General features: G+C 68.6%; 17 protein-coding genes. 6 read left to right on the forward strand and 11 right to left on the reverse strand.

The annotated features are described in order from the left end of the window. Positions 1-101: 101 nt before the first annotated feature. Positions 102-1514: an FAD-binding oxidoreductase gene (locus DTQ71_RS03480; RefSeq protein WP_109562876.1), complete on the reverse strand. Its 1413-nt coding sequence runs from the start codon at positions 1512-1514 to the stop codon at positions 102-104. Further along, positions 1511-2332: an MBL fold metallo-hydrolase gene (locus DTQ71_RS03485; RefSeq protein ID WP_109562877.1), complete on the reverse strand. Its 822-nt coding sequence runs from the start codon at positions 2330-2332 to the stop codon at positions 1511-1513. Before DTQ71_RS03485 ends, DTQ71_RS03480 begins: the two co-directional genes overlap by 4 nt. Positions 2333-2767: 435 nt before the next feature. On the opposite strand from DTQ71_RS03485, the gene DTQ71_RS03490 reads away from it, so the two are divergent. Then, the gene (locus DTQ71_RS03490; RefSeq protein ID WP_109562878.1) at positions 2768-4363 is read left to right on the forward strand and encodes a SulP family inorganic anion transporter; all 1596 of its coding nucleotides are present in this window, start codon (positions 2768-2770) and stop codon (positions 4361-4363) included. Between the two features lie 22 nt (positions 4364-4385). On the opposite strand, the gene DTQ71_RS03495 is transcribed toward DTQ71_RS03490, so the two are convergent. The 8 genes from DTQ71_RS03495 to DTQ71_RS03530 form a co-directional block, all read right to left on the reverse strand. Beyond that, positions 4386-5021 carry a hypothetical protein gene (locus DTQ71_RS03495; protein WP_146204793.1) on the reverse strand — a complete coding sequence of 212 codons (636 nt, stop codon included), beginning with the start codon at positions 5019-5021 and terminating at the stop codon, positions 4386-4388. Positions 5022-5045: 24 nt separating this feature from the next. Then, a complete protein-coding gene (locus DTQ71_RS03500; protein ID WP_109562880.1) occupies positions 5046-6170 on the reverse strand; it encodes a LysM peptidoglycan-binding domain-containing protein in 1125 nt (374 codons plus the stop codon). Between the two features lie 201 nt (positions 6171-6371). Then, positions 6372-6908, reverse strand: a complete 537-nt coding sequence (locus DTQ71_RS03505; protein WP_109562881.1) for a PqiC family protein — start codon at positions 6906-6908, stop codon at positions 6372-6374. A gap of 3 nt (positions 6909-6911) precedes the next feature. Further along, a complete protein-coding gene (locus DTQ71_RS03510; protein ID WP_109562882.1) occupies positions 6912-9992 on the reverse strand; it encodes an MlaD family protein in 3081 nt (1026 codons plus the stop codon). Further along, positions 9985-10638 carry a paraquat-inducible protein A gene (locus DTQ71_RS03515; RefSeq protein WP_109562883.1) on the reverse strand — a complete coding sequence of 218 codons (654 nt, stop codon included), beginning with the start codon at positions 10636-10638 and terminating at the stop codon, positions 9985-9987. The genes DTQ71_RS03510 and DTQ71_RS03515 overlap by 8 nt, the downstream gene beginning before the upstream one ends. Next, positions 10605-11228: a paraquat-inducible protein A gene (locus DTQ71_RS03520; protein ID WP_109562884.1), complete on the reverse strand. Its 624-nt coding sequence runs from the start codon at positions 11226-11228 to the stop codon at positions 10605-10607. Before DTQ71_RS03520 ends, DTQ71_RS03515 begins: the two co-directional genes overlap by 34 nt. After that, positions 11228-16312 carry a translocation/assembly module TamB domain-containing protein gene (locus DTQ71_RS03525; protein WP_109562885.1) on the reverse strand — a complete coding sequence of 1695 codons (5085 nt, stop codon included), beginning with the start codon at positions 16310-16312 and terminating at the stop codon, positions 11228-11230. The genes DTQ71_RS03520 and DTQ71_RS03525 overlap by 1 nt, the downstream gene beginning before the upstream one ends. Beyond that, positions 16312-18102, reverse strand: coding sequence for an autotransporter assembly complex protein TamA (locus DTQ71_RS03530; RefSeq protein ID WP_109562886.1), 1791 nt, complete (start codon positions 18100-18102; stop codon positions 16312-16314). Before DTQ71_RS03530 ends, DTQ71_RS03525 begins: the two co-directional genes overlap by 1 nt. A 244-nt stretch (positions 18103-18346) precedes the next feature. On the opposite strand from DTQ71_RS03530, the gene DTQ71_RS03535 reads away from it, so the two are divergent. Further along, a complete protein-coding gene (locus DTQ71_RS03535) occupies positions 18347-19861 on the forward strand; it encodes a phospholipase D-like domain-containing protein (protein WP_170125280.1) in 1515 nt (504 codons plus the stop codon). An 11-nt stretch (positions 19862-19872) separates the two neighbouring features. On the opposite strand, the gene DTQ71_RS03540 is transcribed toward DTQ71_RS03535, so the two are convergent. After that, positions 19873-21222 carry a nitrate- and nitrite sensing domain-containing protein gene (locus tag DTQ71_RS03540; RefSeq protein WP_170125281.1) on the reverse strand — a complete coding sequence of 450 codons (1350 nt, stop codon included), beginning with the start codon at positions 21220-21222 and terminating at the stop codon, positions 19873-19875. Between the two features lie 119 nt (positions 21223-21341). On the opposite strand from DTQ71_RS03540, the gene DTQ71_RS03545 reads away from it, so the two are divergent. The 4 genes from DTQ71_RS03545 to DTQ71_RS03560 all read left to right on the forward strand — a co-directional run bounded on the left by DTQ71_RS03545 (position 21342) and on the right by DTQ71_RS03560 (position 26393). Further along, entirely contained in the window at positions 21342-22769 is a 1428-nt protein-coding gene (locus DTQ71_RS03545; protein ID WP_109562889.1) for a circularly permuted type 2 ATP-grasp protein, read from the forward strand. A 94-nt stretch (positions 22770-22863) separates the two neighbouring features. Next, a complete protein-coding gene (locus DTQ71_RS03550; protein WP_109562890.1) occupies positions 22864-23805 on the forward strand; it encodes an alpha-E domain-containing protein in 942 nt (313 codons plus the stop codon). Further along, the gene (locus tag DTQ71_RS03555; protein ID WP_109562891.1) at positions 23802-24650 is read left to right on the forward strand and encodes a transglutaminase family protein; all 849 of its coding nucleotides are present in this window, start codon (positions 23802-23804) and stop codon (positions 24648-24650) included. Before DTQ71_RS03550 ends, DTQ71_RS03555 begins: the two co-directional genes overlap by 4 nt. A gap of 189 nt (positions 24651-24839) precedes the next feature. Further along, complete coding sequence (locus tag DTQ71_RS03560) at positions 24840-26393, forward strand: phytoene desaturase family protein (protein WP_109563131.1); 1554 nt, start codon at positions 24840-24842, stop codon at positions 26391-26393. Positions 26394-26413 lie beyond the last annotated feature (20 nt).

The following is a 26413-nucleotide window of genomic DNA, read 5'->3' on the forward strand; positions in this document are numbered from 1 at the left end:
TTTTATTCGCCATCCTCTGTCTCGTGGCTTCGGCAGACAGCCACTTACTTCCCCCCCCGGCGCCCCGTCTTTCCCCCAGGACGGGGCGCATTCTTTTGGCCTCAGAGTCGCAGAACCGCCCCGGGATTGAAGATGCCCGCCGGGTCCAGCGCGGCCTTGATCGCCCGCATCGCGGCCAGCTTGGTCGGATCGCCATAGCGCTCCAGATCGCCCACCTTGAACCGCCCGATCCCGTGCTCGGCGCTGACCGATCCGCCATGGGCATGGACGAGATCGTGGATGGTGCGGGTGATCTCCGCGGCGCGATCGGCATGGGCCGCGCGGCTGTCGCCCGGCGGGGGGAACACGTTGTAATGCAGGTTTCCGTCGCCGACATGGCCGAAGCAGTTGATCCGGAACGCGCCCAGCTCGGCGAGGGCCGCGCGGCCCTCGTCGATGAAGCGCGGCAGGGCCGAGAGCGGCAGGGAGATGTCGTGGCTGGCAATGGCGCCGATCCGGCGATTTGCGGCCGGGATCGATTCGCGCACCGTCCAGAAATCGGCTCGCTGCGCCTCGGACTGCGCGATCACGCCATCGGTGACGAGTTCCGCCTCCGCCGCCGCCTCGAAGAGACCCATCAGCGCCTCTTCGGGATCGCCGTCGTCGCCCAGGCCCAGATCGATCAACACAGACCAGTCTGGCTGCCCGATCGGCAGCCGCACCTCGGGCATCGTCTCCGCCAGGAAGGTCAGGCCCATTCCGCCGATCAGTTCGAAGGCCGAGACCCCCTCGCCGATCCGGTCGCGGGCCAGGTTCAGAAGCTCCAGCGCCGCGGCCGCGTCCCGCAGCACCATCATCGCCGCGCCTGTGCGGGCGGGCCGGGGCAGCAGCTTGAGCGTCGCCGCCGTGATGATGCCCAAGGTCCCCTCCGCGCCGATCAGCAGGTGGCGCAGATCGTAGCCCGTGTTGTTCTTGCGCAGAGGGGACAGTCCGTGCAGCACCGAGCCGTCGGGCATCACCGCCTCGAGCCCCAGGCACAGATCGCGCGCATTGCCATAGCGCAGCACGTTCACGCCGCCTGCATTCGTCGCCAGGATGCCGCCGATCCGGGCCGATCCCTGCGACGCGATCGAGAGAGGGAAAAGCCGGTCCACCGCTTCCGCCGCCTCCTGCACGGTTTGCAGGATCACCCCGGCTTCCACGGTCATCGCATTCTCCGCCGGATCGACTGAGCGGACCCGGTTCATCCGGTCCAGCGACAGGATTACCGGCGCGTCCAGCGCGTCCGAGACCTGGCCACCGACCAGCCCGGTGCCCCCGCCATAGGGCAGGATGGGCACGCAGGCGGCCGCGCAAGCCTGGACGATGGCCGCGACCTCCCCGGTCGAGCCCGGCGCCAGCAGCAGGCCGCCCGTGCCCCTCCACCGTCCGCGCGGCTCCTCCAGGAAGCGGGGCTCCATCTCGCGGAAGGCGGCGTTGGGCAGAACGGCGTGCAAGCCTTCCGCAAAGGCGTCGGTCGCGGGAGAGAGGGTCATTCCGGGTCGACCAGATAACGGGGTCGCAGCACCACCACGGTCGGTTGCCGGGGCAGTGTGGCCAGCGAGACCTCCAGGTGGTTGGCATCGCGCCGGTCGATTTCGAACGTGCCCTCCATACCGGTGAGGAAGCGTTGCAGCGCGCCTTCTCCGAACCAGTGCATCGGGATCACAACCGAGGAGCGCAGCCGCGTCAGCACCCGGATCATCGTTTCGATATCCAGGGTGAGGCCGCCATCGACGGGCGCCATGACCACATCCAGCCGGCCGAGCGCGGCATATTGCTCGGGCGAGGGTTCGTGATGGAGGTGGCCCAGATGGCCGATGCAGAGCCCGCCGACCTCGAAGACGAAGATCGAGTTGCCGTTCCGCTCCACGCCCCCGTCGAACCGCGACCGGATGTCGGTGGAAACGGATCGGACCAGCATCTCGCCCAGATCCAGGTAATGGCCCGCGGGCTCGCCCACGGTGTCGGACCAGCCGCGCAGCACATGGTCGATCTCGGGGTCCGGGTCCGGGTCCCAATGGGAGATATGCGCGCGGTTCATCGTCACCACGTCCGGCGCCTCGGTCGAGCCGATGAAGCCCACGAAATCGGTGACGGCACGCAGGCCGCCCGGTGTCTCGAGCATGAACATCGCATGGTCGATATAGTTGAGCCGCACGGTGTAGTCGTCGGGCAGCGGCGCACGGTAGCTGGCCTTGTGGACATAGTCCAACCCCGGCGCCTGGGCGACGGCGATGCAATGGCTCGGGCGGCGGTCCTGCGCCAGCGCGGCGGCGGGCAGGATGAGCAGGCAGGCGAGAAGTCTGAGCATGGCGGTCCCTCCTGTGGTCCACAATAGCGCATCGCGCGCCCGCGTCCCGTCCGATCCAGGGATTGTCGGGCCGTGCGCGCATGTTGCCAGGAGAGGGCGTGCTCGGACAGGTCAAAGGTGGTCGCGGGGTGCGGGGCGACGGGGCTCGCGCCACTCTCCGGATCTACCTTGCGGCCCGTCGGTCGCCACAGGGGGCAAGGGATCGCCGCCGACCCAATGCAGCCCCGGGTCCAGGCCCTCGGAGCCGGAATCGGAGCCGGCAGCGGCGGCGATGGCGATCTCCCGCAGGCCGCAGGGGCCTGTTCGGCGCCCTTTGGGAATGCGCGTCGGCGCGGGCCCAGTTCTCCGGGCTGCGCCGAGCGCGGGGTTGTGCCGAAGGGCGGATAGAGGGTAGGGCGCGGGCGACCCCATATATCCGATCCGAAAGTGCGCCCGATGAGCACCTCACCGCTGGCGAGCCTCGCCGCCGTATTCGACCGAACCGACCTGCGTGTCGCCCCCACCGCCCCGCTGACGCCCTCCCGCCTGCGCGTCGAGATCCTGGCCGGCCTGACCGTCGCGCTGGCGCTCGTGCCTGAGGCCGTGGCCTTTGCCTTCGTCGCGGGGGTGAACCCGCTGGTGGGTCTCTATGCGGCGTTCCTGGTGGGGCTCATCACGGCGCTGATCGGGGGGCGGCCCGGGATGATCTCTGGCGCGACGGGCGCGCTGGCCGTGGTCATGGTCAGCCTCGTGGCGCAGCACGGGGTGGAGTATCTCTTCGCGACGGTCGTTCTGATGGGGCTGCTCCAGATCTTCGCGGGCGCGATGCGTTGGGGCAAGTTCATCCGGTTGGTGCCGCACCCGGTGATGCTGGGCTTCGTCAATGGGCTGGCCATCGTGATCTTCCTGGCGCAGCTGACGCAATTCCGCACCGCCGAGGGTACCTGGCTGCCGCCCGCGGATATTGCGCTGATGCTGGGGCTGGTCGCGGTGACCATGGCGGTGATCTGGGGCCTTCCCAAGATCACCAGCATCGTTCCGGCCCCGCTGGCCGGGATCGCCGTGACCGCCGCTGTCGTGATCGCCTTCGGCCTGCCCACGCCGACGGTGGGGGACATGGCCTCGATCTCGGGCGGGTTGCCGCAATTCCATATCCCGATGGTGCCGCTGAACCTGGAGACCTTGCAGATCATCCTGCCCTACGCGCTGATCCTGGCCGCGATCGGCCTGATCGAGTCGCTGCTGACGCTGAACCTCGTGGGCGAGATCACCGGCCAGCGGGGCGGCGCCTCGCAGGAGTGTATCGCCCAGGGCGCCGCCAATACTGTCACCGGCTTTTTCGGCGGCATGGGCGGCTGCGCCATGATCGGGCAGTCGATGATCAACGTGAAGTCGGGCGGGCGCACCCGCGTCTCGGGCATCTCGGCGGCCCTGTTCCTGCTGGCCTTCATTCTGGTCGCCGCGCCGCTGATCGAGCGCATCCCGCTCGCGGCCCTGGTGGGCGTGATGTTCATGGTCGTGATCGGGACCTTCGCCTGGAACTCGATCCGTATCCTGGCCAAGGTGCCGCGCATCGATGCCGTGGTGATCGTGCTGGTCACGATTGTGACCGTGCTGACGGACCTCGCCATCGCGGTGATCGTGGGCGTGATCGTCTCGGCCCTGGCCTATGCTTGGCAGAATGCGACGCGCATCCGCGCCAGCGTCTACGAGACCCCGGAAGGCGCCAAGGTCTACCAGGTCAAGGGCCCGCTGTTCTTCGGCTCGGCCACCGGTTTCGTCGAGATGTTCGACCCGGCCGCAGACCCGTCCCGCGTGATCGTGGACTTCGCCGAGAGCCGGGTCGCGGATCAGTCCGCGCTCCAGGCCATCGAGGCGGTCGCTGCCAAGTACGAAGAGGCCGGAAAGGAGATCCAGCTGCGCCATCTCAGCCGGGATTGCCATCGGCTGCTCAAGAAGGCCGGACACTTGATGGTCGATAGCGACGACGATCCCGATTACGCCATCGCGGCGAATTACGGGGTGCGGACGGGCATCCTGGGCGGGCATTGACCCGCCCGGACGACGGCGGCTGTTACGGGCAGCCCGGGCCCTCGCAGGCGTAATCCGCGATTGGCACGCGAAGTTCGCCGAAGCCTACCACCTCGAGCACGTAGATACCGTCCTCGACCGCCAGCATGGTCCCTTCGATGGACATGCCGTTGCCGATGATCCGCGCGGGACCGCCGGGTCTGGGGGCCGAGGCCGAGGCCGGCGTCATGCAGGCGCTGCCTTCGCAGCGAACCATCATGGCCGGCACGTGCATCTCCCCGATATTCGTGGCCAGGACATAGGTCTCGTCCACATACTTGAGCAGGTCGCCACGGATCACCGAGGTCCCGTCATGGGAGGTCAGCACCAATTCAGCCGACGTGATCTCCGGCGCCGATGCGACCTCCGGCGCCGTGCCCGGGGGGCAGGCGTCGCCGATGCAGGAGACGCCCTCCACCGGGATGGCCACGAGGCCGATGGGCGAGTCGAGCAGGAAGCGGTCGCCGTCGAACTCGGTCAGCGTCCCCGACAAGCTCTCGCTGCCCAGGCCGTTATCGAAGACCAGCGTCACGGGGCCCAGACCCTGCGCCGCGGCGCCGCCCCCGAGCAGCGCTGCGGTCAGCAGCACGCCCAGGGCTCGGCCTCTGTTGGGATTTTCGGATGCAAACAGTCTCATCATTCACCTCACTCCAAGCGTTCCCGCTCAGTTCATTACAGTCGCCTGAACCTGTTCCCGGACGATGCTGAACCATTCGCCCGACAGGCGTAGTTCCGCGAGACCCTCGTTCAGCGTTTCGAGATAGGCGACCGAAGCCGGGTCGTTCTTCGGCACGAAGACATGCATCGTGGTGGCGCCCTTCAGGTCGCTCAATTCCGCGATCTGCCCGTCCAGTCCCAACTCGCGCATATCCTCTTTGGCGACCTGCGTGTCATAGGTGATCACGTCGACCTCGCCGGCCTGCATCTTGGACCAGCAATCCAGCTGGTTGCCGGGCCAGAGCAGGGACACGTTCGGCTCGGTCAGGCCGCGCCCCTCCAAGTCGAAGGAGAACCAGCCATCGGGCCGGCAGATCGTGGCGCCATACAGTTCTTCAGGCGTGGTGGCCCCGACATAGGGGCTGCCGGCCAGCGTGTAGTAGCTTACGCCTTCCTGATAGAGCGGGTCGGAATGGGCGAAATCTGTGCAGCGCCGGGCATTGGCGGGCGAGAGCAGTTCGACCTTGTCGCAATCGGGCAGCGACCAGGGGAAGCCCATGTCGAAGGCCGCCGTCGGCAAGAGGTCGCCCAGATGCGCGCCCCAGTCGTTCACGAAGATGACCTTGAACTCCCGATCCGGGTCGGCCAGCTCCAACGCGCGCTTGACCATCTGGGTGATCGCGCCGCCTTCGGGCAGGCCCTCATCGGTGAAGGGCGCAAAGCCGGAGCCGGTCAGGAAAACGATCGGTTCGTCGGCGGAGAGTTCGGGCTCCGGCTCGGCGGCGGCCGGGGTGGCGATCTGCACGACCGCGGTCTCGGCGGACGCCGGAGCCCGCGCGCCCTCGGGGCAGGGAATCGTCAGCACTTGTCCGACTTCCATCATATGCGGGCTGTAGAGCACGTCTCTGTTGGCCCGGTAGAGCGCGCGGTAGCCGCCGGGAACCTGGGCGCGGTCGGCGATCTTGCCCAGCGTGTCGCCGCGGGCCACCACGTAGCGGGAGCAGAGCTCCTGCGCCTGCGCGTCCGAGGTCGACAGCGCCACTCCACCGAGCGCAGCAAAGACGCCCGTGGCCAGCATCGTCCCCGTCGTCAGCTTCGCCTTCGTGCAGGCAATCACACCACCATTCGCCATCGGACCATTCCCGCAGATTGTTTCCGTCCTCACAGCCAAAGCGTGACGAGGAGACGAAAATGGGGCGAATCCGGGATAATCTCTGAAATTCACGTCTCGGACGGTCCGCCAATGCCATTATTGCATCGGTCTTTCCCTTCGACGCGCGCTATGGGCAACGGGAGAGGCCCCCGATCTCCGCGTTCGTCCGACGCCGGGGGATCAGAGATTCCGGGCGATCTGCTCCGCGAGAATCAGCCAGGCCGCCTCATGCGCGGCGATGATCGTGACGTAATCAGCTGTCGCGACCGGGACGTCGATGGCGAAGGTCTCGACCTGGCCCGCGGCCTCTTCGCGTCGGATCGCGTAGCTGCCGGTGAAGCGTAGCGCACCGGAGGAGAGAACGATCATGTCCTCGACGAAGACCGAGACCTCGACCTCTGGAAAGCCGCCCAGCGGCCAGGGCTCCACCGCGACTTGCGCGTCGGTGATCGTGTTGAGATGGCGCATCAGCGCGCCGGCCAGCGCCCGGTCCGGCAGATCCGCCCAAAGCTGGTCCGTATCCGTCGTCAGCGAGCCGTCGGGCTGCTGGATCGGGATCTCCTGGTTGATCGCGTATTCCGGGATTGACGCCTCGTTGATCATCACCGTGTCGGGGCGGACGTTCAGCCGCAGCTCCGATTGGCTCGGCAGAGGGGCGTAGAACTGGGTCTGGCCGCAGGCGGCCAGCGCCAGGACGAGGGGGAGGGCAAGGCGCATGGTCTATCTTCCCAGCAACAGTGAGTTCGGATTGCGTTCGATGGTCCGCGACAGCGAGGACACGTCCTCGGCGGCGCGGGTGGCGGCGCGCAGCGCGGCGTAGAGCTCCTGATTGACGCGGGAGCCGTCCGAGTAGCTTTCGAGCAGGGTGCCGGCCTGCGCGGTGAGCGTCGAGAGGCGGCGGACCAGCGCGGGCAACTCGCCCGTGGTCTGGGCCACGCTGTCGGCGGCATCGCCCGCCGAGAGCAGCGTGCGGTTCAGGTTGTCCAACGTGCCGCCGGTGCGGATCGTCTCGACGGTCCGGCGCAGCTCTTCCAGCGTGTTCGACAGGACGACCGGCACATCGCCGGCCTCATCCGAGGACAGGAAGGCGTCCGCCGTGGTCATCAGATCGGTCGTGGCCGTCACGAGTTCCTCCAGGGCGAGGCTCTCGGCCTTGACGGCGAGGCGGTTGAGCCCGGCGCCCAGTTCCTCGGCCTGGGCCAGCACGCGTTCGGCAGAGGCCGAGAGGCTGGGCAGATCCCGGGTGCCTTCGGCCACGGTGAGCGCGGCCTGCTCGGCGGCCTCCAGCGCGCCCGTCAGCCGCGCGGCGGCCTCCTCGGCGGCGAGCTGCGCGGTGATGCTGCGAATGTCCGTCGCCGTGGCCGTCAGCTCGGAGATGAGCGTTCGGATTTCCGGCGAGGCGACCAGCTCCCTGCCGTCCTCGATCAGACCCAGCGTGGCGCCGGGCAGGGCCTGCACCTCTTGTGAGGCGAGCAGCCGGTCGGCGGAGGCCACGACCCGGTCCACGCCCTGCGCGATCGTGTCCAGGCCGACCGTCGCGTCCGCCAGGTTCCGCGCGGCCTCGGCCCCGGCGGTGACGGCCTCGTTGATGCGGGGGGCGAGCGTGGCCGCGCCCAGATCGCCGACGATATCGTTGATCGTCGCGGTCGCGGCGGCGGCATCGTCCAGGATGGCGGCGATCTGGCCACCCGTCACCAGCGCGCGGCTGTCGGCGATCAGGCCGCGCCCCTCTTCCAGCGTGGCCAGGGCAGAGCCCGGCAGGGCCTGGACAGCTTCGTCGTTGAGAAGGGTCGTGGCGGCGTCGGCCGCCTCGGAGAGCGCAGCGGTCAGGGCGTCCAGTTCCGCCGTGCCGCGGGCGATATTGGCGGCGGCCGCGTCGGCCGTCTCAAGCGTGGCCGTCGCCTGGGTCACGAGGCCGGCCTCGACCAACTCCTGCGAGATGGCGGCCAAGTCGCCGGTCAGCGCTTCGATGTCGTTCAGCACCGCCGTCACCTGCGGCGAAGTCAGGATGGCGCGGCCGTCGGCCACCAGCCCCCGCCCGTCTTCCACCGCGGCCAGCGCGGCGCCGGGGATCGCGGCCGTGGCCGGATCGTCGAGAATGGCGCGCGCCGTTGCGGTGGCCACGGTCAGCTCGTCCACCAGTGCGTCCAGATCGGCCGTCGCGCGCGCGATATTGTCCGAGGCCGCGCCGGCGGCGGTGAGCGTGTCGGAGAGACGGGCCGCGACCTGCTGCTCCACCAGGGCCTCCGACAGGGCGGCGATATCGGCGGTGGCTGCGTCGAGCGCGCTGAGCGCCCGGGCGATCTCCGGTGCGGAGACGACGGTGCGGCCCTCGGCGATCAGGCCCTCGCCTTCCTCCAGCACCGAGAGCGCCGCGCCGGGGATCGCCCGGGTCGCGTCGTCGGCGGCGATGCGGTTGAGGTTGTTCAACAGGTCCGTGGCGGAAGTCAGCAGATCCTCGACCGGCAGGGCCGCGAGCCGGTCGAGCATCCCCGAGGCGCTGGCCGCCAGGCTCGATTCCTCGGCCGGTGCGCTGGGCAGAAGGGGTGTATCCGTCACACCGATCTCGATTCGGGCGGGCGGGGCGCCCGGCAACTCGACCAGCTCCACCGCGAGACTGCCGCCGAAGAGGCCGGTCGCCGCCGGTCGGATGCGCAAGCCGTCGCGCACGAGATCGGTCAGGAAATCGATGCCCTGCAGCTCGCTCTGCATGTCCTCGAGGCCCATCTTGGCCGGTTGCAGCGAGAGAACCGCCAGAAGCTGCACCACCCCCGTCGGATCGTCGGGGCGCACGAAACCGGTGATCGACGCCACGCTGCCAACGCGCGCGCCCTGATAGCGCACCGGGGCCCCCGCGCTCAGCCCCTGGGTCGAGGACGGGAACAGCACCGAGACCAGGACGGAGCGTTGATCGGGCGACTCGAAGGTGGAGGCACGCGCAGCCTCCAGATCCGAGAAGATGGCGTAGACATGGCCCGGCCCGACCTCGGTCCCGCCTGAAATCAGCGTATCGAAGTTGAGCCCGCCCTCCACCAGCGTGGCGAGGGAGCCGATATTCAGCTCCACCCCGCCCGCGCCGACATCCACCGAAACGCCCGACGCGTCCCAGAAGCGGGTCGCGGTGGACAACTGCCGATCATAGGGCGCGCGCACGAAGGCGTCGATCCGGATCTCGGAGCCGTCGGGCGACAGGCGCGGTTGCGCGACCTCTCCGACCTCAATGCCGCGGTAGAGGATGGGCGCTCCGGGGCCAAGGCGCGAGCTTTCGCGCGTGGTCAGCACGATGGCGGTGCCTTCGACGTCGGGCGGCACGATCGGCGCACGTTCGTCGCCCAGGAAGGCGGTTTGTGGCGTCCCGATCTCGCTGTCCCAGGTGCCCTGGATATAGGTGCCCGACAGGATGGTGTTCAGCCCCTCGACCCCGCGGGTCGTTACTTCGGGCTGGACGACCCAAAAGGACGCGCTCTCGTCGAGATAGGGGGCGATGTTGCGGGAGACGCGGACATAGACGTTGACCTGGCTCAGGTCCGAGGAAAACCCGACATCCTCGACCACGCCCACCGTCACCTCGCGGAAGCGAAGCGTGGTCTGCCCGATCTCGACCCCGCTTGCATCCGGGAAGGCGATGGCCACCAGCACGCCGCGATTGGCATAGGACTGATAGGCGATGGCGAGGGCGATGATCACCGCCACGATCGGCACCAGCCACACGGCCGAGACCATGCCGCGCCGACGGCGCGGGCGTTCGTAGTCGGGAGGCGGCGGCCGGGAGGCGTCCGCGGGCGGAGGCGTGTCAGTCATTCGAAAGCGTCTTGATCCGGTCCCAGATGGCGCGGCTGTCGAAGCTGAGCGCAGACAGCATCGTGAAGACAACCGAAAGCGCAAAGCAAACCGCCGCGATCCCTGGATTGATCGTAGCGATGAGGTCGAACTGCACCAATGCGACCAAAATAGCCACTACGAAGACGTCGATCATCGACCAGCGGCCGATCCACTCCACGAATTCGAACAGATGCAGCAGATGCTTGGGCTTGGTGCGGTGCCCGCGCTGCACCAGGATGGCGAGATAAGCGATGGCCACGAACTTGCCCACGGGGATCATCACCGAGGCGAAGAACACGATACCGGCCACCCCGTAGGAGCCGTAATGCAGAAGTTCGATCACCCCGCCGACGATCGTCGCCTCGGAGGCGCGGCCCACGGTCGAGGTGATCAGCATCGGGTAGGTGTTGGCCGGGATGAAAAGCAATGCACCCGCCAGCCACCACGCCCAGACCCGTTGCAGCGCGCCCGGGTCGCGGCTGCTGAGCCGCGCGCCGCAGCGCGGGCAGCGCTCGTCCGCCGCCTCGCAGACACGGGTGCACTGGCGGCAGCCGACCAGCCCCGCCTCGCGTGCCGTGAGCGTCGGCGCGCTCAGCGCCGCGTCGCCGTGTCCAGGGCCGTCCATACCGAATGCTTGCTCATTTGCGTGTCCTTCAGCGCGGTTATGATGACGATCGCGGCGAAGGACCAGAAGGCCGGTCCCATCGAAAGCGTCGCGAGATCGGCGAGTTTCACCAAAGCCACGGCCACGCCGACCATGAAGATCTCGGCCATCGCCCACGGCTTGAGGATTTCGGCATAGCGCAAGGCCCGCGCCGCCCCCGGCCAGGGCGTGCGGTCGACCGACAGCGGCCCAAGCGCCCAGATCAGCAGCCCGAGCCGCGCCACCGGCAGCACGATGACAAAGGCGGCGACCGCGATGGACAGGGGAGCCATGATCCCCTGGCTGAAACTCATCACCGTCTCGAAGACCGAGGCGCGGCTGTCGAAGACGCCGGTGCGGAGTTCGAGGAATGGATAGAAAACGACGATGGTCATCAGCACCAGCGCGGTCGAGGCCAGAACGACGATATGCAGGATCGCCTGGGGCTTGCCGTTGGCGATGACCGTGCCGCAGCGGATGCAACGGGCTTTCTCGCCCGTGGCCGGTTCTCTCGTGAGGTGATGGAGCGCGTCGCAGACGGGGCAACAGACCATATCTGGCGACGCGCGCATCAGTAATCCCGCTCGAAGAAGACACCCAGGCTGCTCTCGCTCGTGGCGCCGGTTGTGCCGCGCAGGGTGAGGCTGGGCGTCAGGTCGACGTTGAGCGAGATCTCCGCCTCCCCTTTTTGGTCGACCTGCACCGAGGTGTAGACGTTGTCGGAGATATACTTACCCGCGCGCACTGCGGTGTTGCCCTCCGAGTCCGTCGTCACGTCGAGATCGTCCAGGCCCGCGCCGCCGCGCAGCCGCTCCAAGAGACCGCCGCTGCCCCGCCCGGCCAGCACCGCGACGGAGTCGGCCAGTTGCAGCGCCTGAAGGGCAGACAATTCGCTCAGATCGCGTCCGAAGAAGACCTGCGCCAGGATTTCCTCCTGCGGGGCTTCGGGGGAGGAGAGGAAACTGACCGAGATATCGTCGGCCGGCCCCTCGACCACGATGGAGGCCGTCAGTGTCTCCGCTTCGGTGATGGCGACGAGACGGATGAACGGCACGAAGTCGCCCTGGAAGGTGATGGCGCCTTCGTCCAGGTTGAAGCGTTGCTGGAGGATGTCGAGCCGTCCGCGCACCAGCTCGAACCCGCCCGAGGTCACGATATTGGCCGTCGTCCCCGTGATGCGCAGATCCCCCCCCAGTTCGGCATCGAGGCCCCGGCCCCGCACGAAAATCCTGCCGGGGGCTCGGACGGCCACGTTCAATCCATAGACCGGACCGCTCGCGGCGGCGGCGGTGGCCTCCGCGCGCGATGCGGCATCCTGTCCGGCCCGGACCAGCGTGCGCTGCACGGGGCGGGTGGTGCCGAGATGGTCGATAGGCGGCAACTCCCCGACCGAGGTGATGCCCGAGGACGGAACCGCGATCTCCGCCTCGGGGATCAGGATGTCGCCGGTGATCGTGGCGCCGCCGGTCAGCGGGCCGGCCACCCCGATCTCGGCGGTGATCCGCGCCGTATAAAGGCTGGGATCGGCGATGGTGCCGTCGAACCGCACGGCCAGATCGGCGGCGAAGGGCGGCGCGAGGCCCACCGGACCGGAGATCGTCAGGTCTCCGCCGGTCTCCACATCGGCCCGAAGGTCGATCACCGCCTGCGCGCCGGTCAGCCGGATGGTGGCGGTGATCCCGTCGAGGCTGTTGCGCAGGGTCGGAAGGACGAGGTTGGACCCTTCGGTCGTGATCGTGCCCGTGACCGAACTCAGCGCCGGCGGGCCGGCGATGGCGAGGTCGAAGCGGGCCGTCCCCGACAGGCGCTGCGGCGCCACGAACGGGTTGGCGAGGCCCAGGGGCGCGGTTCCAGCCACGGTCAGGTCCAGCGCCCCGCCGGTCGAGACCAGCCCCGCGACATCGGCCCGCGTTCCGCCGGGGCCGCCCACATCCAGGTCGAGCCGGTAATCCGCGCCGACCTGGCTCACCTGACCGCGCGCGCTGACCGGACCCGAGATGTCGGGCACGATGCGCGAGATTTCGGGCATCAGGAGGTTCACCTCCACATCCACCGGCGCCCCGGCCACGACGCCCGAGATGTCGATGGCTCCTCCGAGCGGCCCGCTCGAGACGATGGCGGCCCGCCAGACGCCATCCCGCTGGGTGGCCTCGATCTGCGCGTTGACTGGCCCGGCCAGTTGCGGCGCCACGCGGGAACTATCGGGCAGGCGGATGCTGGCCTCGATGTCGGCGCTCTCGGCGCCCAGCGTGGCGTCGGCCGAGATCGTGCCGCCGAACGGCCCCTGGCTGTCGAGATCGACCGTCCAGGTTCCCGCCACCTGACGCGCGACGATATCGGCGTCGAGCGGGCCGTTGAGTTGCGGCGCGATGACGGAGCTGTCGGGCAGGCGCAGGCGCAGATTGGCCTCGGCATCCTGCCCGTCCAGGCGGGCCGTGCCCACGGCGGTGCCGTTGAAGGGCAGGTCGGCGTCGAAATCCACGGACCAGACGCCGCCGGTCTGCGCGGCGTCCAGATCGGCTGTTAGCGGCCCGGAGAGGCGCGGCGACAGCACCGAGGAATCGGGGATGCGCACATCGGCGACCATCTGGGCCCCGTCTTCGGGCAGGCGCGCCGTCGCAACGACGCTTGCCCCCAACGGACCGGCCGCATCGAGATCGGCCTCCCACACGCCCGCGACCTGGCGCGCGTCGAGATCGACGGTCAAAGGACCGGAGAGGCGCGGGTCGATCGCGCCCACATTCGGCACGCGGACATCCGCCGTCACCTGGGCGCCGTTTGCGGGCAGGCTGGCGCGCGCGGTGACGGTCGCGCCGAACGGGCCGAAGGCGTCGAGATCGGCGGACCACACCCCGTCTCGCTGGCGCGCCTGCGCCTCCACCGTCAATGGGCCCTCCAACTGGCCCGCGATGGCGGATGCGTCGGGGATGCGGATCGTGGCATCGACCTCGGGGCCCGCTTCGGGCAGGCGGGCCATGACGTTTAGCGCGGCCGCGTAGGGGCCGGTGCCGGTCACATCGACCTGCCAGCCCTCGGGCGCCTGCACTGCCATGCCGGAGATATCGAGCCCGCCCGGAACGGCGGCCACCACTTGAGACAGGTCGGGCAGGGTCAGCGCGAAGTCGATGGCCAACGGCGTGTCGGTCAGCACCGTCTCGACGGTGGCCACGGCGTCGTAGGGGCCCGACGCGCGCATCTCCGCCTGCCAGTCGCCGCCGATCTGCGCCACACTGCCGTCGAGCGAGAGCGTGCCCTCGACCTGCGGGGCAAAGGCCTCGACCCGGGGCACGGTGACGGCGATATCCAGCCGGGGCGCGTTGCCGGTCAGCGGGCCGCTGGCCCGGATCACGACATCCTCGGGGCCATCGATGCGGGTGTCGGTCGACCAGACCGCGCCCCTTTGGCGAACGGTTCCCGACAACTCCACCGGCGCGGCAAGCGCGGGAAGGGCGGCCAGCGCCGGAACCGGGGCGGTCGGGTCGGGCAGGTGGGCGGAGTAGGAGATCTCGGGCGTCTCGCCGGTGACGACCCCCTCGACCCGGGCGGTCACGGCCCAAGGCCCCGCCGCATCGGCGCGGATGTTCCAGAGCCCGCCATCGTCCACGAAGGCCCGGCCCTCGGCCGTGACGCCACCGGGAATGCCGGGGGCGAAGGGGGCAATCTCGGGGACGGTCAGCGCGAAGGTCATATCCGCCAGCGGCCCGGTCAGCGTGCCGGCAGCCTCGGCGCGCACGCCCTGCGGCGCGGTGATCGTCGCGTTGCCCTGCCAGGCTCCGGTGTCGCCTTGGCCCAGGGCCAGGATCGCCCGCGTCTCGCCGGCAAGCCGGGGGTCGATGACCGCGCCATCGGCCAGAACGACCTCAAGATCGACCTCGCTGAGCAACAGGGTGCCGGCCTCGCGCGCTGCGTTGGGGTCGTAAATCGCCAAATCGCCGGTGACCGTGACCTGCGCATTGGCGAGGTCGAGCGTTTCGAGAAACAGCCCGGTCGCATCCCGTCTCGCCTCGGCCGAAATCTGCGTGCGGCCTTCGAGCAGGCCGTCGGCCTGTGCGATCCCGGTGCGGAGGCCCTCCGCGGCGCCGGCGATCGCAAGGTCGAACGCACCGCCCACGGAGACGGCACCGTCCACGGAAAGCTCCGCCGCGCCGGCCAGAGCCTCCAACCCGGCCAGTTCGGCCACGCGGGTCATGTCGGGAACCCGGGCGGTCAGGTCCAGATCGAAGGGCAACTCGGCAGCCAGATCTACGGCGATGGCGCCACCGGCCTCCAGCGCTGGCCCCGTGAAGGTCAGGTCGGCGATCCGCAGCGGCGCGTCCTGGCGCCAATCGAGTTCGGCCGAGACCGCGATGCGGTCGCCCACGGCCTGCTGCAGGGCGGCATCGACAAAGGCCAGCCCCGCCGCTTCGACCGACAACCGGCCGGTCGCTGCCGTGACGACACCCTCCGCGCGCGAGATCCGTCCACGCGCCGCGATCTGAGCCGCGGTCAGCGCCACTTCGGGCTGATCGATCCCATCGACCGTCAGGTCGAGCGCCCAGTCCTCCGAAACGGTTTGGTCGTATTGCAGAACGAACCGGGCCCCGGCGACGCTGAGCGGCGTGGCGCTTGGCAGCAGCACGGGGCTGCCGTCCTGCGAGGCCAGCCGCCCCTCCATGTCGAGCAGGGAAGGCCAGCCATCGGCACCGAACGCGGCCGTGCCATCGAGCGTCAAGGCCCGGGTGCGCAAGGACAATTCGTTCAGGTCGGTGCCCCCTGACTCACGCAGCAATCCGGCGGCGCGCAGGCTCACATCGTCGCCGAAAAAGGGCCGGTAGCGGGGGGCGAAAAGCGCGGTCACATCGCCGCCGATATCGACATCGAAGGCGCGTCCCTCGGCCGTGCCGCTCAGGGTGACGGCGCCGGCGAGGCGGTCCACCCCGTCGGAGGCCACCGCGATATCGGCCGAAAAATCGTCGAGCGGGCCGGCGCCCTGCACCGTCAATTCGATGGCGGGCGCCCCCGGGAGTTGCAGCAGGCTTGCCGCGATGCCCCCACGGGCCTCGTTCACATCCAGGTCGACGGCAAGCAGCTCCGCTTCGGCCTCGAAGGAGGCATCGAGCGCGATCACGCCCTCGACCCCGTCCAGACGCCGCCCCTCCAGGCTGATCGCGCCGGAGCCTTCGACCAGCTGCGCGGACGCTTGCAGCGTCATCGCGAGGTCCTGGCCCAGCAGCGGGGCGCCAAGCTCGATCCGGTCGGCGCGGATGGACTGGATCTGCACCGAAACCGGCAAGTCCGGCAGAGAGAAGCGGGACGCGCCCGGCTCCGGCAGCGCTTCGACACCTTCGGCGGGAAGGGGCGCGCGGTTGACCTGAATCAGCTCGGCCGTCAGCGCCTCCACCTCCAGCCGCCCCCGGAGCAGTGCCGAGCGTTTCCAGTCTAGCACCACGGATTCGAGCCGCAGCCAGGGCCCCTCGTCGTCCGAGATCGTGAGCGCCTCGAGCGTCGCCTCGGAGGAGAGCGCGCCCTCGAAGCCATCGAGCCGGACCGACAGGCCGGGCGCCGACAGATTGTCTTCGATCAACCCGACGATGAAGCCGCGGTCGCGCTCTTCCTCGGCGTCCTGAGCAAAGGCGGGCGCGGCCAGAAGGGCCAGTGGAATGAGATATTTACGCATCAGAAAGCCTGCCCGATCCCGATATAGAGCTCAAAGCCGGAATTGTCGTCGGGGCCCGCGACCGGCACGGCGAGATCGACGCGGATCGGGCCGATTCCGGTGTCGTAGCGCACGCCGAGCCCCGCGCCCGCATGACTTTCTCCGCCCGACCAACTGGAGCTTTCACTGATCTGGCCCCAATCGACGAATCCGACGACGCCAATATTCTCGGTCACCTTCTGCCGGATCTCGGCCGCCACCCCCACGAAGGAACGGCCGCCCACCTCGCGCCCACTGGGCAGCTCCAGACTGAGCGACTGGAAGGGCTGGCCCCGAACGGTGCCGCCGCCGCCGGAGAAGAACAGATCGCCCGTGGGCGCGTCTTCCAGATCCGGCCCGACCAGCGTGCCCAGTTGCAGCCGCGCGGCCAGCACCGTGTTCCGTTCGGCGCCAAAGCCCTGATATCCCCTGAGATCCGCGTTCAAGAGGACCCCGGGCCCCGCCGTCTCGAAGCCATAGAACGGGTCGATCCTGGCGTCGATGTAGTAGCCGTCGGTCGGGTTCAGGGGGTCGTCGCGCCGGTCGTATTGCGCCTCCAGCGGGATGGAAGCGATCAGGAATTCCCGGTCGCCGAAGCCGTCCGTGACGTCGGAATATTCAAGCGAAAGGCCATAGCTGTATTGGAACTCGTCGCTGACGATGCGCCGCGCGCCAACGAACACCTCGGCCCGGTCGGAAGAGAATTCCTGCTCGTCCAGGCTCTCGATCTCGGCGCCCACGAAGAGGTCCGTCTCGGGGTTGAAGGTGGCGGGGCGGGTGTAGAGGGCGCCCAGGCGGTAATCCTCGCCGCCCGACTCGCCGCCGATGCTGCGGATCTCGGCTTCCGCGCGGAAGCTGTCGGCGAAGCCCGTCAGGTTCCGGTGCAGCCAGAACGCCGAGAGCGCGGCGCCCTCGGTCGTCCCGATCTCGGCGCCGAAGCCGATGCGGCGGGGCAGCCGCTCCACCACCTGGATCGTCATGGGTAGGGTCGCGTCCGGCAGCGCCTCGGCCGCCTCGACGATCGAAACCGACCGGAAAGCGCCGGTCCGCTGAAGCCGCCGGGCGGAGTCCCGGATCTCCTCGGGGTCGAAGACGTCGCCCGGATCGAGGTCCGCGATGCGGTCGATCTGGCGGCTGCGCACCGCCTCGTTGCCTTCGATCAGGATCGCGCCATAGCGCAGCCGGGGCCCCGGAGCGAGGGAGAGGCGCGCGTCGACCCGCCGATCCGGATGGTTGGCGGTGATCTGCTGGCCGCCCAATTCCGCCTTGGCATGGCCGATGGCCCGCCACGCCTCGACTCCCTCGGAGGTCGCCTGCCGCAGGATGCTCGTGCCCGCCCGGGCCCCTGTCTCGAAGCCGGGGGGCGGGCGGATCCCCTCGGGCAGGGGGGCGATTTCGGCTTGGCCGAAGACGAAAAGAGGGCCTGGCTCGACTGCGATCACCACCTGGCCGACCGGCTCCTCGGAGCCGATCACCGGCAGGTCGGTCGCCTCCACCCCATCGACTTCGATGGAGATGACCGGCCCGAAATAGCCCTGTTCATAGAGAGCGGCGAGCAGGCGCGCGTAGTCGGCCTGCGCGGCGGCGACGATGTCGCGCCGGGGAAGGGCGCCGTCCTCGGCGTCGCGCAGGGTGCCGGCAACGAGAGAGGTCGCTTCGAGCGTTCCGCCCAGGCCTTTGTCGCCGCCCGCGAGCCGGAACTCCAGTTCGGCTGCCGCGGCGCCGGTCGCGCCCAAAAGCGCGGCGGCCAACAGGCCGGTCCTCATTGTCATGCCGTCGCTCCCCACTCGCCAGTTACGGCGCAGCCAACCGCACCGGATCAGGCCGGGGGTCGGAAGACCACGGGTCTCGTGCTAACATCGGCGGCCTGAGTGTGAAAGCCGCGCAATGCCGCAGCTTCCGGTTGTGCCGATCGTGATGCTGTGAAACCGACCCGAGCGACAGCTCCCTTACCGTTCGAGCCACGCCATGGCGCCTCCGGCCGACCCCGTTCCACGCCGCTCGACGCGCCTCCTGGTGACCGCTGCCGAGGCCTTTCCCGCCTTCGAGGAGGCTGTTCTGGACGCGCGGGAGGAGATCGTCGCGGGCTTTCGCATCTTTGATCTGGCGACGCCCTTGCGCAGCCCCCGGGCCCGGGCGGTGGGGCGGGACTGGTTCGATCTGCTGCTGCATGTGATCTCCCGCGGGGTGCGGTTCCGGCTGGTCCTGTCGGATTTCGACCCGCTGGTCGGGGAGGCGCTGCACGCGGCAACGTGGCGCAGCTTGCGCCTTGCCGCCGCCCTGCGGGAGTTGGCGCCGGACGATGCGGAGTTCGAGGTCCAGGCCGCGCTTCACCCGGCGCGGCTCGCTTGGCTGGCCCGTCTGGCTCTCTGGCCCCGGGTTCAGAACATGCTGACCCGGCGGGTCGCGGAACTTTCCGAGCAACCCCCCGACGCCCGGGAGGCCCTGCTGCGCGACCGCCCCGGGCTGAAGCGGATGGTCGTTCGGGATCGCGAGAGCCTGCGGCCGCGCCGTCTGCGCCTGCCGGAACTGGTCCCGGTGACGCATCATCAGAAGGTCGCGGTGATCGACCGCCGCTTGATCTATTGCGGGGGCCTCGATCTGGACCAGCGCCGCTATGACGATTGGGGCCACGCCCAGCCCGCCGAGCAGACCTGGCACGATGTCCAGGTGATCTGCGAGGATCCCGAGGCGGCGGAGGCGGCCCGCGCCCATTTGGACGGCTTTGTCGCGGTGACCCATCGCGCGGCGAAGCCGACACCGCGCCGGGCCGGAATGCTGCGCACGCTGTCGTCGCGGGCGGCCGGGGGGTATCGTCTGTTCGCGCCGCGCAAGGTGCTGACCGAGCTGGAGCAAGAGGTGCTGGAGGGCATCGCGGCGGCGCGCCGTCTCATCTATATCGAGACACAGTTTCTGAGAGATCGCCGCGTGGCGGGGGCCCTGGCGCGCGCGGCGCGGGCGCGACCGGATCTCGAACTCTTCCTGGTGCTGCCCGGGGCGCCCGATGATGTGGCCTTCCTTGGCTCGCGGCGGGCCGATGCGCGGTTCGGCGAGTTTCTCCAGGCTCGCGCGGTCCGCAGGCTGCGCAGGGCGTATGGCCAAAGGCTGTTTCTGGGGGCACCGGCGCAGCGGCGCGCCGCTGATGGGACAGGGCGTGACACGTTGCACGGCGCGCCCCTGATTTACGTCCACGCAAAGGTCTGTCTTTTCGACGATTCGCGCGGTGTCGTCAGCAGCGCCAATCTCAACGGGCGAAGCCTGCGCTGGGACACGGAGTTCGGCGTCCCCTTGCGCGGCGCGGAGGAGGTGGCGGCCAGCCGGGCGCGGTTGCTGGAGCATTGGCTGGGGGAGGATGACGCGGATTCGTCCCTGATCGCGGGCGAGACCTGCGTGCGGGCTTGGCGCGCGCTGGCCGGTCGCAATGCCGGGTGCCGGCCGGAGGAGCGCCGCGGTTTGCTCTTGCCGTATCCGAGCGGGCCGGCCCGGAGGTTTGGCCGGGATCTCCCGGTCGTTCCCGAGGAAATGGTCTGAGCCAAGCCCGGTCAGAGCGTGCCGGTATCGCGCCGCTCTTGATTTTCGATGCGGTCGAGCAGCTGGTTGACGCCTCGGGCCAGGGCCGCACCATGCGCGTCGAGCCCCAGCACGTCGACACGCCGATCCGTCGCGCCGCTGTCTATGGCGGCGAAGACGCGGTCGAGATCCTCACCGACGCTGCTGCGCAAAGCTTCGGCTGCCTCCAGCAAGACCCGCCGCTCGAAGAGCGCGCGACGGATCAGGTCGAGCGCCCGCGCGATCTGGTCCAGGTCGCGCTGCGAACAGCCGGGCACCGGCACTGGCGTCGTCTCCTGCGAGAGCCGGCGGGCGGTTCGGATCAACTCGTGGATCGACCGGTCGACCCGCCGCATGATCGCGAAGGCGAGCGCGCCGAACCCGACAAGGAGCAGCGCGAAGAGCGTGATATCGCTGGCCATGTCGTGGCGGGCGGCGCGGAGTTCGCCTGCGAGCAGGGTCGCGATGCGGTCCGTTTCGCCGATCTCGACGGCCCGCAGGTCGTCGATCACCTGATCCGCGCGCGCGACCCAGTCTTCCAGGGCGATGCCTTCGGCACCGCCGATCTCGGTCTCCGTCAAGACCTCCGTCCGCGCGGTGGCGAAGCGGCCATAGGCGCGGGATCGCTCCCACAACTCGAGGAAGCTGCGGGCGTCGTCACCGGCCACGAGCCGGTAGCTGTGCAGCCATGTTTCCGTGATGGGGATCTGGCGCTGGAATTCCGCAATGTCGGCGGACCGGCTCGCACTATTTACCTGCGCCAGGGCGAGGATCGAGGCGCCGCTCGCGCGCTCCTGCCCGATGGCGTCCTTGGCGGCCATGAGCGACGCCAGATTGTTCGTCGAGAGCGCCACCTGCCCGGAATTCGCGGTGGCCGCGCTTCGTGCGACGGCCCAAATCAGCCGTTGGGTCTCGGCCGACATGGCGTCGCGATAGGGGCCCGCCGCGATCGACCGCGCGTCGACCAGAGCCCGCAGCGCCGCAAGCCGGTCGGCAAGATTTGGGGCGTGGAGCGCTTGGACCCCTAAGGCGTTTGGGACATGCGGGCCCGCGCGCGTCAGCACCGCATCGGTGCGCCCCCGTTGCGTCGTGACCGGGGCCGTCAGCGCGTCTAGAGGCGCGCGCAGCCAAGCCAGGGTCAGGGCGCGCTCGCGCTGAAGTTCATGCATGACGGCGCCGATCGTCGCATTGGACTCGACCAAATCCTGATCCCGCCCCAGGGCCCGACGGTCGGCGAGGTCGGCCAGCAAGGAGGCGGAGGCGAAGACGACCGCCACCGAGAGTCCGGCGCAGAAGATCAGCGCCATCGACTGGCGGACCGTCAATCGCCTAAATGATCCCATGCCGCAATCTCCTGCCATGTGCCGGACTTATGGGCGCTGCGATCTTTCCAAATCGTTACGAACCGATTGGATTGGTGAGTGCCATTGCCTTCTGGGACGTGCCGCGCGAAGTTGCCCCCATGAATTCGGACCCCCTCTTCGATGAGATGCACTATCCCGATGGCACGCCCCGGGCCGCCTATGCGGAGTTCGCCCGGTGGTTCGACGGGGAAGACCCAAAGCGCCTGCGTGCCAAGGCGCGCGAGGCCGAGGACGCCTTTCGGCTGACGGGCATCACCTTCAACGTCTATGGGGATCCTGACGCGAATGAGCGGCTGATTCCCTTCGATATCGTGCCCCGCATCATCGCGGCGCGCGAATGGGCCAAGCTGTCCAAGGGGATCGAGCAGCGGGTGCGCGCGCTCAATGCCTTCCTGCACGACATCTACCACCGCCAGGAGATCGTGCGGGCCGGCGTCCTGCCCGTCGAGATGATCGCCCGGAACGAGGCGTTCCTGCCGCAGATGATCGGCGTCGACCCGCCCGGCGACATCTACACTCATATCGTCGGAATCGACCTCGTCCGCACCGGGCCAGACCAGTTCTACGTGCTCGAAGACAACGCCCGCACCCCCTCCGGCGTGAGCTACATGCTGGAAAACCGCGAGACGATGCTGGCCGTCTTCCCGGAGCTCTTCACCTCCAACCGGGTGCAGCGCGTCTCGACCTATCCGCGCAACCTGCATGCCTCGCTTTCGGCCTGCGCGCCGCCCGCCTGCGAGGGGACGCCCACGGTGGCGGTTCTGACGCCGGGTATCCACAACTCCGCCTATTTCGAGCATTCCTTTCTGGCCGACCAGATGGGCGCCGAACTGGTGGAGGGGCACGACCTGCGCGTGGTTGATGGCCGCGTCGCGATGCGGACGACCCGTGGCTACAAGCCCATCGACGTCCTCTATCGCCGGGTGGACGACGACTATCTCGACCCGCTCACCTTCAACCCGGACTCGATGCTGGGCGTGCCGGGCATCTTCGATATTTTCCGCGCGGGCGGCATCACCATCGCCAACGCCCCGGGCACCGGCGTCTCGGACGACAAGGCGATCTACAGCTACATGCCCGAGATCGTGCGTTTCTATACGGGCGAGAACGCCCAGCTCGAGAACGTGCCGACCTGGCGCTGCTCCGAAAAGGAGGCGCTGGCCTATGTGCTCGACAATCTGGAGGAGCTCGTCGTCAAGGAGGTCCATGGCTCGGGCGGCTACGGGATGCTGATCGGGCCGACCGCCTCGAAGAAGGACATCAAGGCGTTCCGCGCGAAGCTGGAAGCGAAGCCGGGCAACTATATCGCCCAACCCACCTTGTCGCTTTCGACGGTTCCGATCTTCGCCAACAAGGGACTCGCGCCGCGCCATGTGGATCTGCGCCCCTTCGTGCTGGTCTCGCCCAACGGGATCGAGATCACGCCCGGCGGTCTGACGCGGGTCGCGCTCAAGAAGGGCTCGCTGGTGGTGAACTCGTCACAGGGCGGCGGGACCAAGGACACCTGGGTGCTGGAGGACGAATGAGCGGGCTTCGGACGGAGATTCGGCGGCCCGCCGAGCGGGCGCTGCCCCATGGCGAAGAAGGCGCGCAGCGACGGATGAGCCGTTTGGGGGCCCCATGCTAGGAAAGACCGCCGGTGGCCTCTTTTGGATGTTCCGCTACCTCGAGCGGGCGGAAAATATCGCTCGCCTGGTCGAGACCGGAGAGCGGATGGCGCTGACCCGGCCCGACGGCGCGGATGGGGAATGGAGCTCGATTCTGACCACGGCCGGAACCCATGCGGCCTATGACGCCCATCACGACGACGTCTCGGGCGAGGCCGTGATCGACTGGTTGCTGCGCTCCTCCGACAACCCTTCCTCGGTCATGTCCTGCATGGAGGCGGCGCGGATGAACGCCCGCACCGTCCGCACGGCCCTGACCCGCGAGGTCTGGGAGGCGGTCAACGAGTGTTGGATGACGCTCCGCGACCTGCTCGCGCGCAAGGTGCAGACCCGCGACCTGCCCAAGGCCCTGGCCACGATCCGGGCACGCTCCGCCTTTGTGCGGGGCGCGTTGCATGGCACGATGCTGCGCGACGAGATGTACGATTTCGCGCGGCTGGGCACGTTCATTGAGCGCGCGGACGCAACCGCCCGTCTGCTCGACGTCAAATATTATGTCCTGCTGCCCTCGATTGCGGGTGTCGGCTCGCGGTTGGACAATGTTCAGTGGGAGATGATCCTGCGCGTCGTCTCGGCCGAAGGTCCGTTCCGTCATGTGCACGGCAACACGCGCGGGGCTTCCAACATCGCCCAGTTTCTGATCCTCGACGGGCGGATGCCGCGCTCCCTCGCTTTCTGCTACAAGAAGATCGGCGACAATCTCGACTATCTCTACCGCGATCACGGGATCCGGAAACCCTGTCACGATCTTGCCGACGAGATCTGCCATCGCCTCTCGGAGATGACAATCGAGGACATCTTCGAAGAGGGCCTGCACCAGTTCCTGCAGGACTTCCTGGCACGCAATACGGCGTTGAGCCATCAGATCGAGCAGGATTTCAGGTTCTACCGATGACCCAGACGCTCCATATCCGCCACGTCACGACCTATGCCTATGACGAGCCCGTCTATTACGGGCTCCAGCAGCTCCGGCTGACGCCCAAGGGGCGCGCCGGGCAGCATGTCATCGATTGGAAGACCACCGTGACCGGCGGCCGGATCGAGGTCGCGTTTGACGACAGCCATGCCAACCGGGTGCAACTCGTCTCGCTCCAGGAGGGGGCGGAACGGGTGGAGATCGTGGCCGAAGGCACGGTCGAGATTTCCGACGAGACCGGGGTGATCGGGGCGCAGGGGGGCTATATGCCGCTCTGGATGTTTCTGCGGCCCACGGACCTTACCCGGCGCGGCTCGGCCACGCAGGCCTTCGCCCGCGAGGTGCGCGGGATCGACGACCAGCTCGAACAGATGCACGCCCTCTCGCAGGTCGTGCGCGAGGCCGTCGCCTATGACACCGGCGGCATGGATGTCGCGCGCACGGCCGAGGAGGCGGCGAGCCAGGGCCACGGCGTCTGTCAGGACCACGCGCATATCTTCTGCACGGCGGCGCGGCTGCTCGACCGCCCGGCGCGCTATGTCTCCGGCTATCTCAAGATGAACGACCGGGAGCATCAAGAGGCGACCCATGCCTGGGCCGAGGCGTATATCGACGGGCTGGGCTGGGTCGGCTTCGACGTCTCCAACGGCTATTCGCCCGATACCCGCTATTGCCGGGTCGCGACCGGGCTGGACTACACCGATGCGGCGCCGATCTCGGGCATCCGGCAGGGCGCGGGGACGGAGACGATGAAGGTCGAGCTGCGCGTGGCGCAGGCGGACCAATTGCAGTCGCAGAGCCAGGCGCAGCAGTCGCAGTCCTAGCGGCCCCCCGCCATTGTGACATCCGCCGACGCTCCGCTTCGAGCCTTCCGTCCCAGATCGTGCGGCACAGCTGAACACCCGCTGCCCTTGTTCGATTGATCGCGATCAACGGGCCGTGCCCGGCTACGGTCTATAAGCAAGCGCACCTGGAGGATCTTTTCAACCAACGAGCCGCAGCGGGTATTGGACATGGCCGACACTGAAAGGACGGGCTGGGACGTCATCGTCATCGGGTCCGGCATGGGCGGTATGGCGGCGGCGGCGGCGTTGTCAAAGGTCGGGCACAAGGTGCTTCTGCTGGAGCGGTACCAGACACTTGGCGGCCTCTCCCACAGCTTCTCCATCGAGGGGTTCTCCTGGGATGCGGGCATCCATTACCTCAACTGCGTCGCCCCGGAAGATCGCGAACGCCATATTCTCGACTGGCTGTCGGACACGCCGATCGAGTTCGCCTCGATGGGTGCCGTCTATGACACTCTGCATATCGGCGACGCCGCCCCGCTGGCTCTGTCCCGCCCCTACGAGGCGCAGGCGCGCGATTTCAAGGACCGGTTCCCGGACGGCGCGGACGCCATCGACGCGTGGATCGCCGCGCTGAAGGAGGGCCGGGAGGCGCTTCTGAAGGTCACCATGACGCGTGCGATGCCCGAGATCTTCGGCGCGGCGGTGAAATGGTGGCACAGCCACGCCATCGACCGCTGGTGCAAGCGAACCACGCAGGAGGTAATCGACGAGATCACCGACAACCCCGAGCTGGCCGCCGCCTTCGCCGCGCAGTGGTTCGACCACGGCGGCAGGCCCAGCAAGGCAAGCTTCGCAATGCACGCCCTGATTACCGGGGCCTATCTGGAAAGCGGCGCCTGGTATCCCAAGGGCGGCGGTGCGGCCTTTGCCGAGCACATTCTGCCGACGATCACGAAGGCGGGCGGCGAAGCGCGCGCGGATACCGAGGTCGAGAGGCTTCTGATTGAGGGCGACCGGGTCGTCGGCGTGCGGACGGCTGCGGGCGAAGAGTTCCGCGCCGATGCGGTGATCTCGGATATCGGGGCGCGAGAGACGGTCAACCATCTGCTTCCGGCCGATTGTGGATACCAGGACTGGATCGACGCAATCCGCGCCTTGCCGCATTCCGTCGCCCATTTCAGCCTGTTCCTGGGCTTCGAGGGCGATATCGAGCGCGCCGGGGCGACCCGCGCGAACCACTGGATCTACCCTGGCGGACAGGTCGATGTCGTCTGGACGGACGCGCCTGAAACCCCTCCGCCCGGCATGTTCGTGTCCTTCGCCTCTTTGAAGGATCCACAACATGATCCCGGGCCGTCGCAACGATACGCCGGCGAAATCGTCGCCTGGGCCGACTGGTCGGTGGTGGAGCCATGGGCCGGCCTGGCGCCGGGCGCGCGAGGCGAGGACTACCAGGCCTTCAAGACCCGGGTCGGGGACGCGATGTTCGCGCAGTTCGAGGCCCACTTCCCCGAATTGGCCAAGCTGGTCGTGTTCCGCAATCTGTCGACGCCACTGACGACCCGCGCGATCACGGGGCATCACAAGGGCGCGTTCTACGGCATCGATACGACGCCTGACCGATTGATGAGCGAGGCGCTGCAAACTCGGACGCGTGTGCCGGGTCTGTTCCTTGCCGGTCAGGATGTCCTGAGCCCCGGAATCCCCGGGGCGCTCTGGGGCGGCGTGCTGGCCGCGGCGACCGTCGACCCGAGAGTGTTCCGGCAGCTTCCAGGATAGCAGCCGACCGTTCCCGCGCC

The organism is Jannaschia seohaensis (genome assembly GCF_900116765.1).
In the GTDB taxonomy this organism is placed as follows: domain Bacteria; phylum Pseudomonadota; class Alphaproteobacteria; order Rhodobacterales; family Rhodobacteraceae; genus Jannaschia; species Jannaschia seohaensis.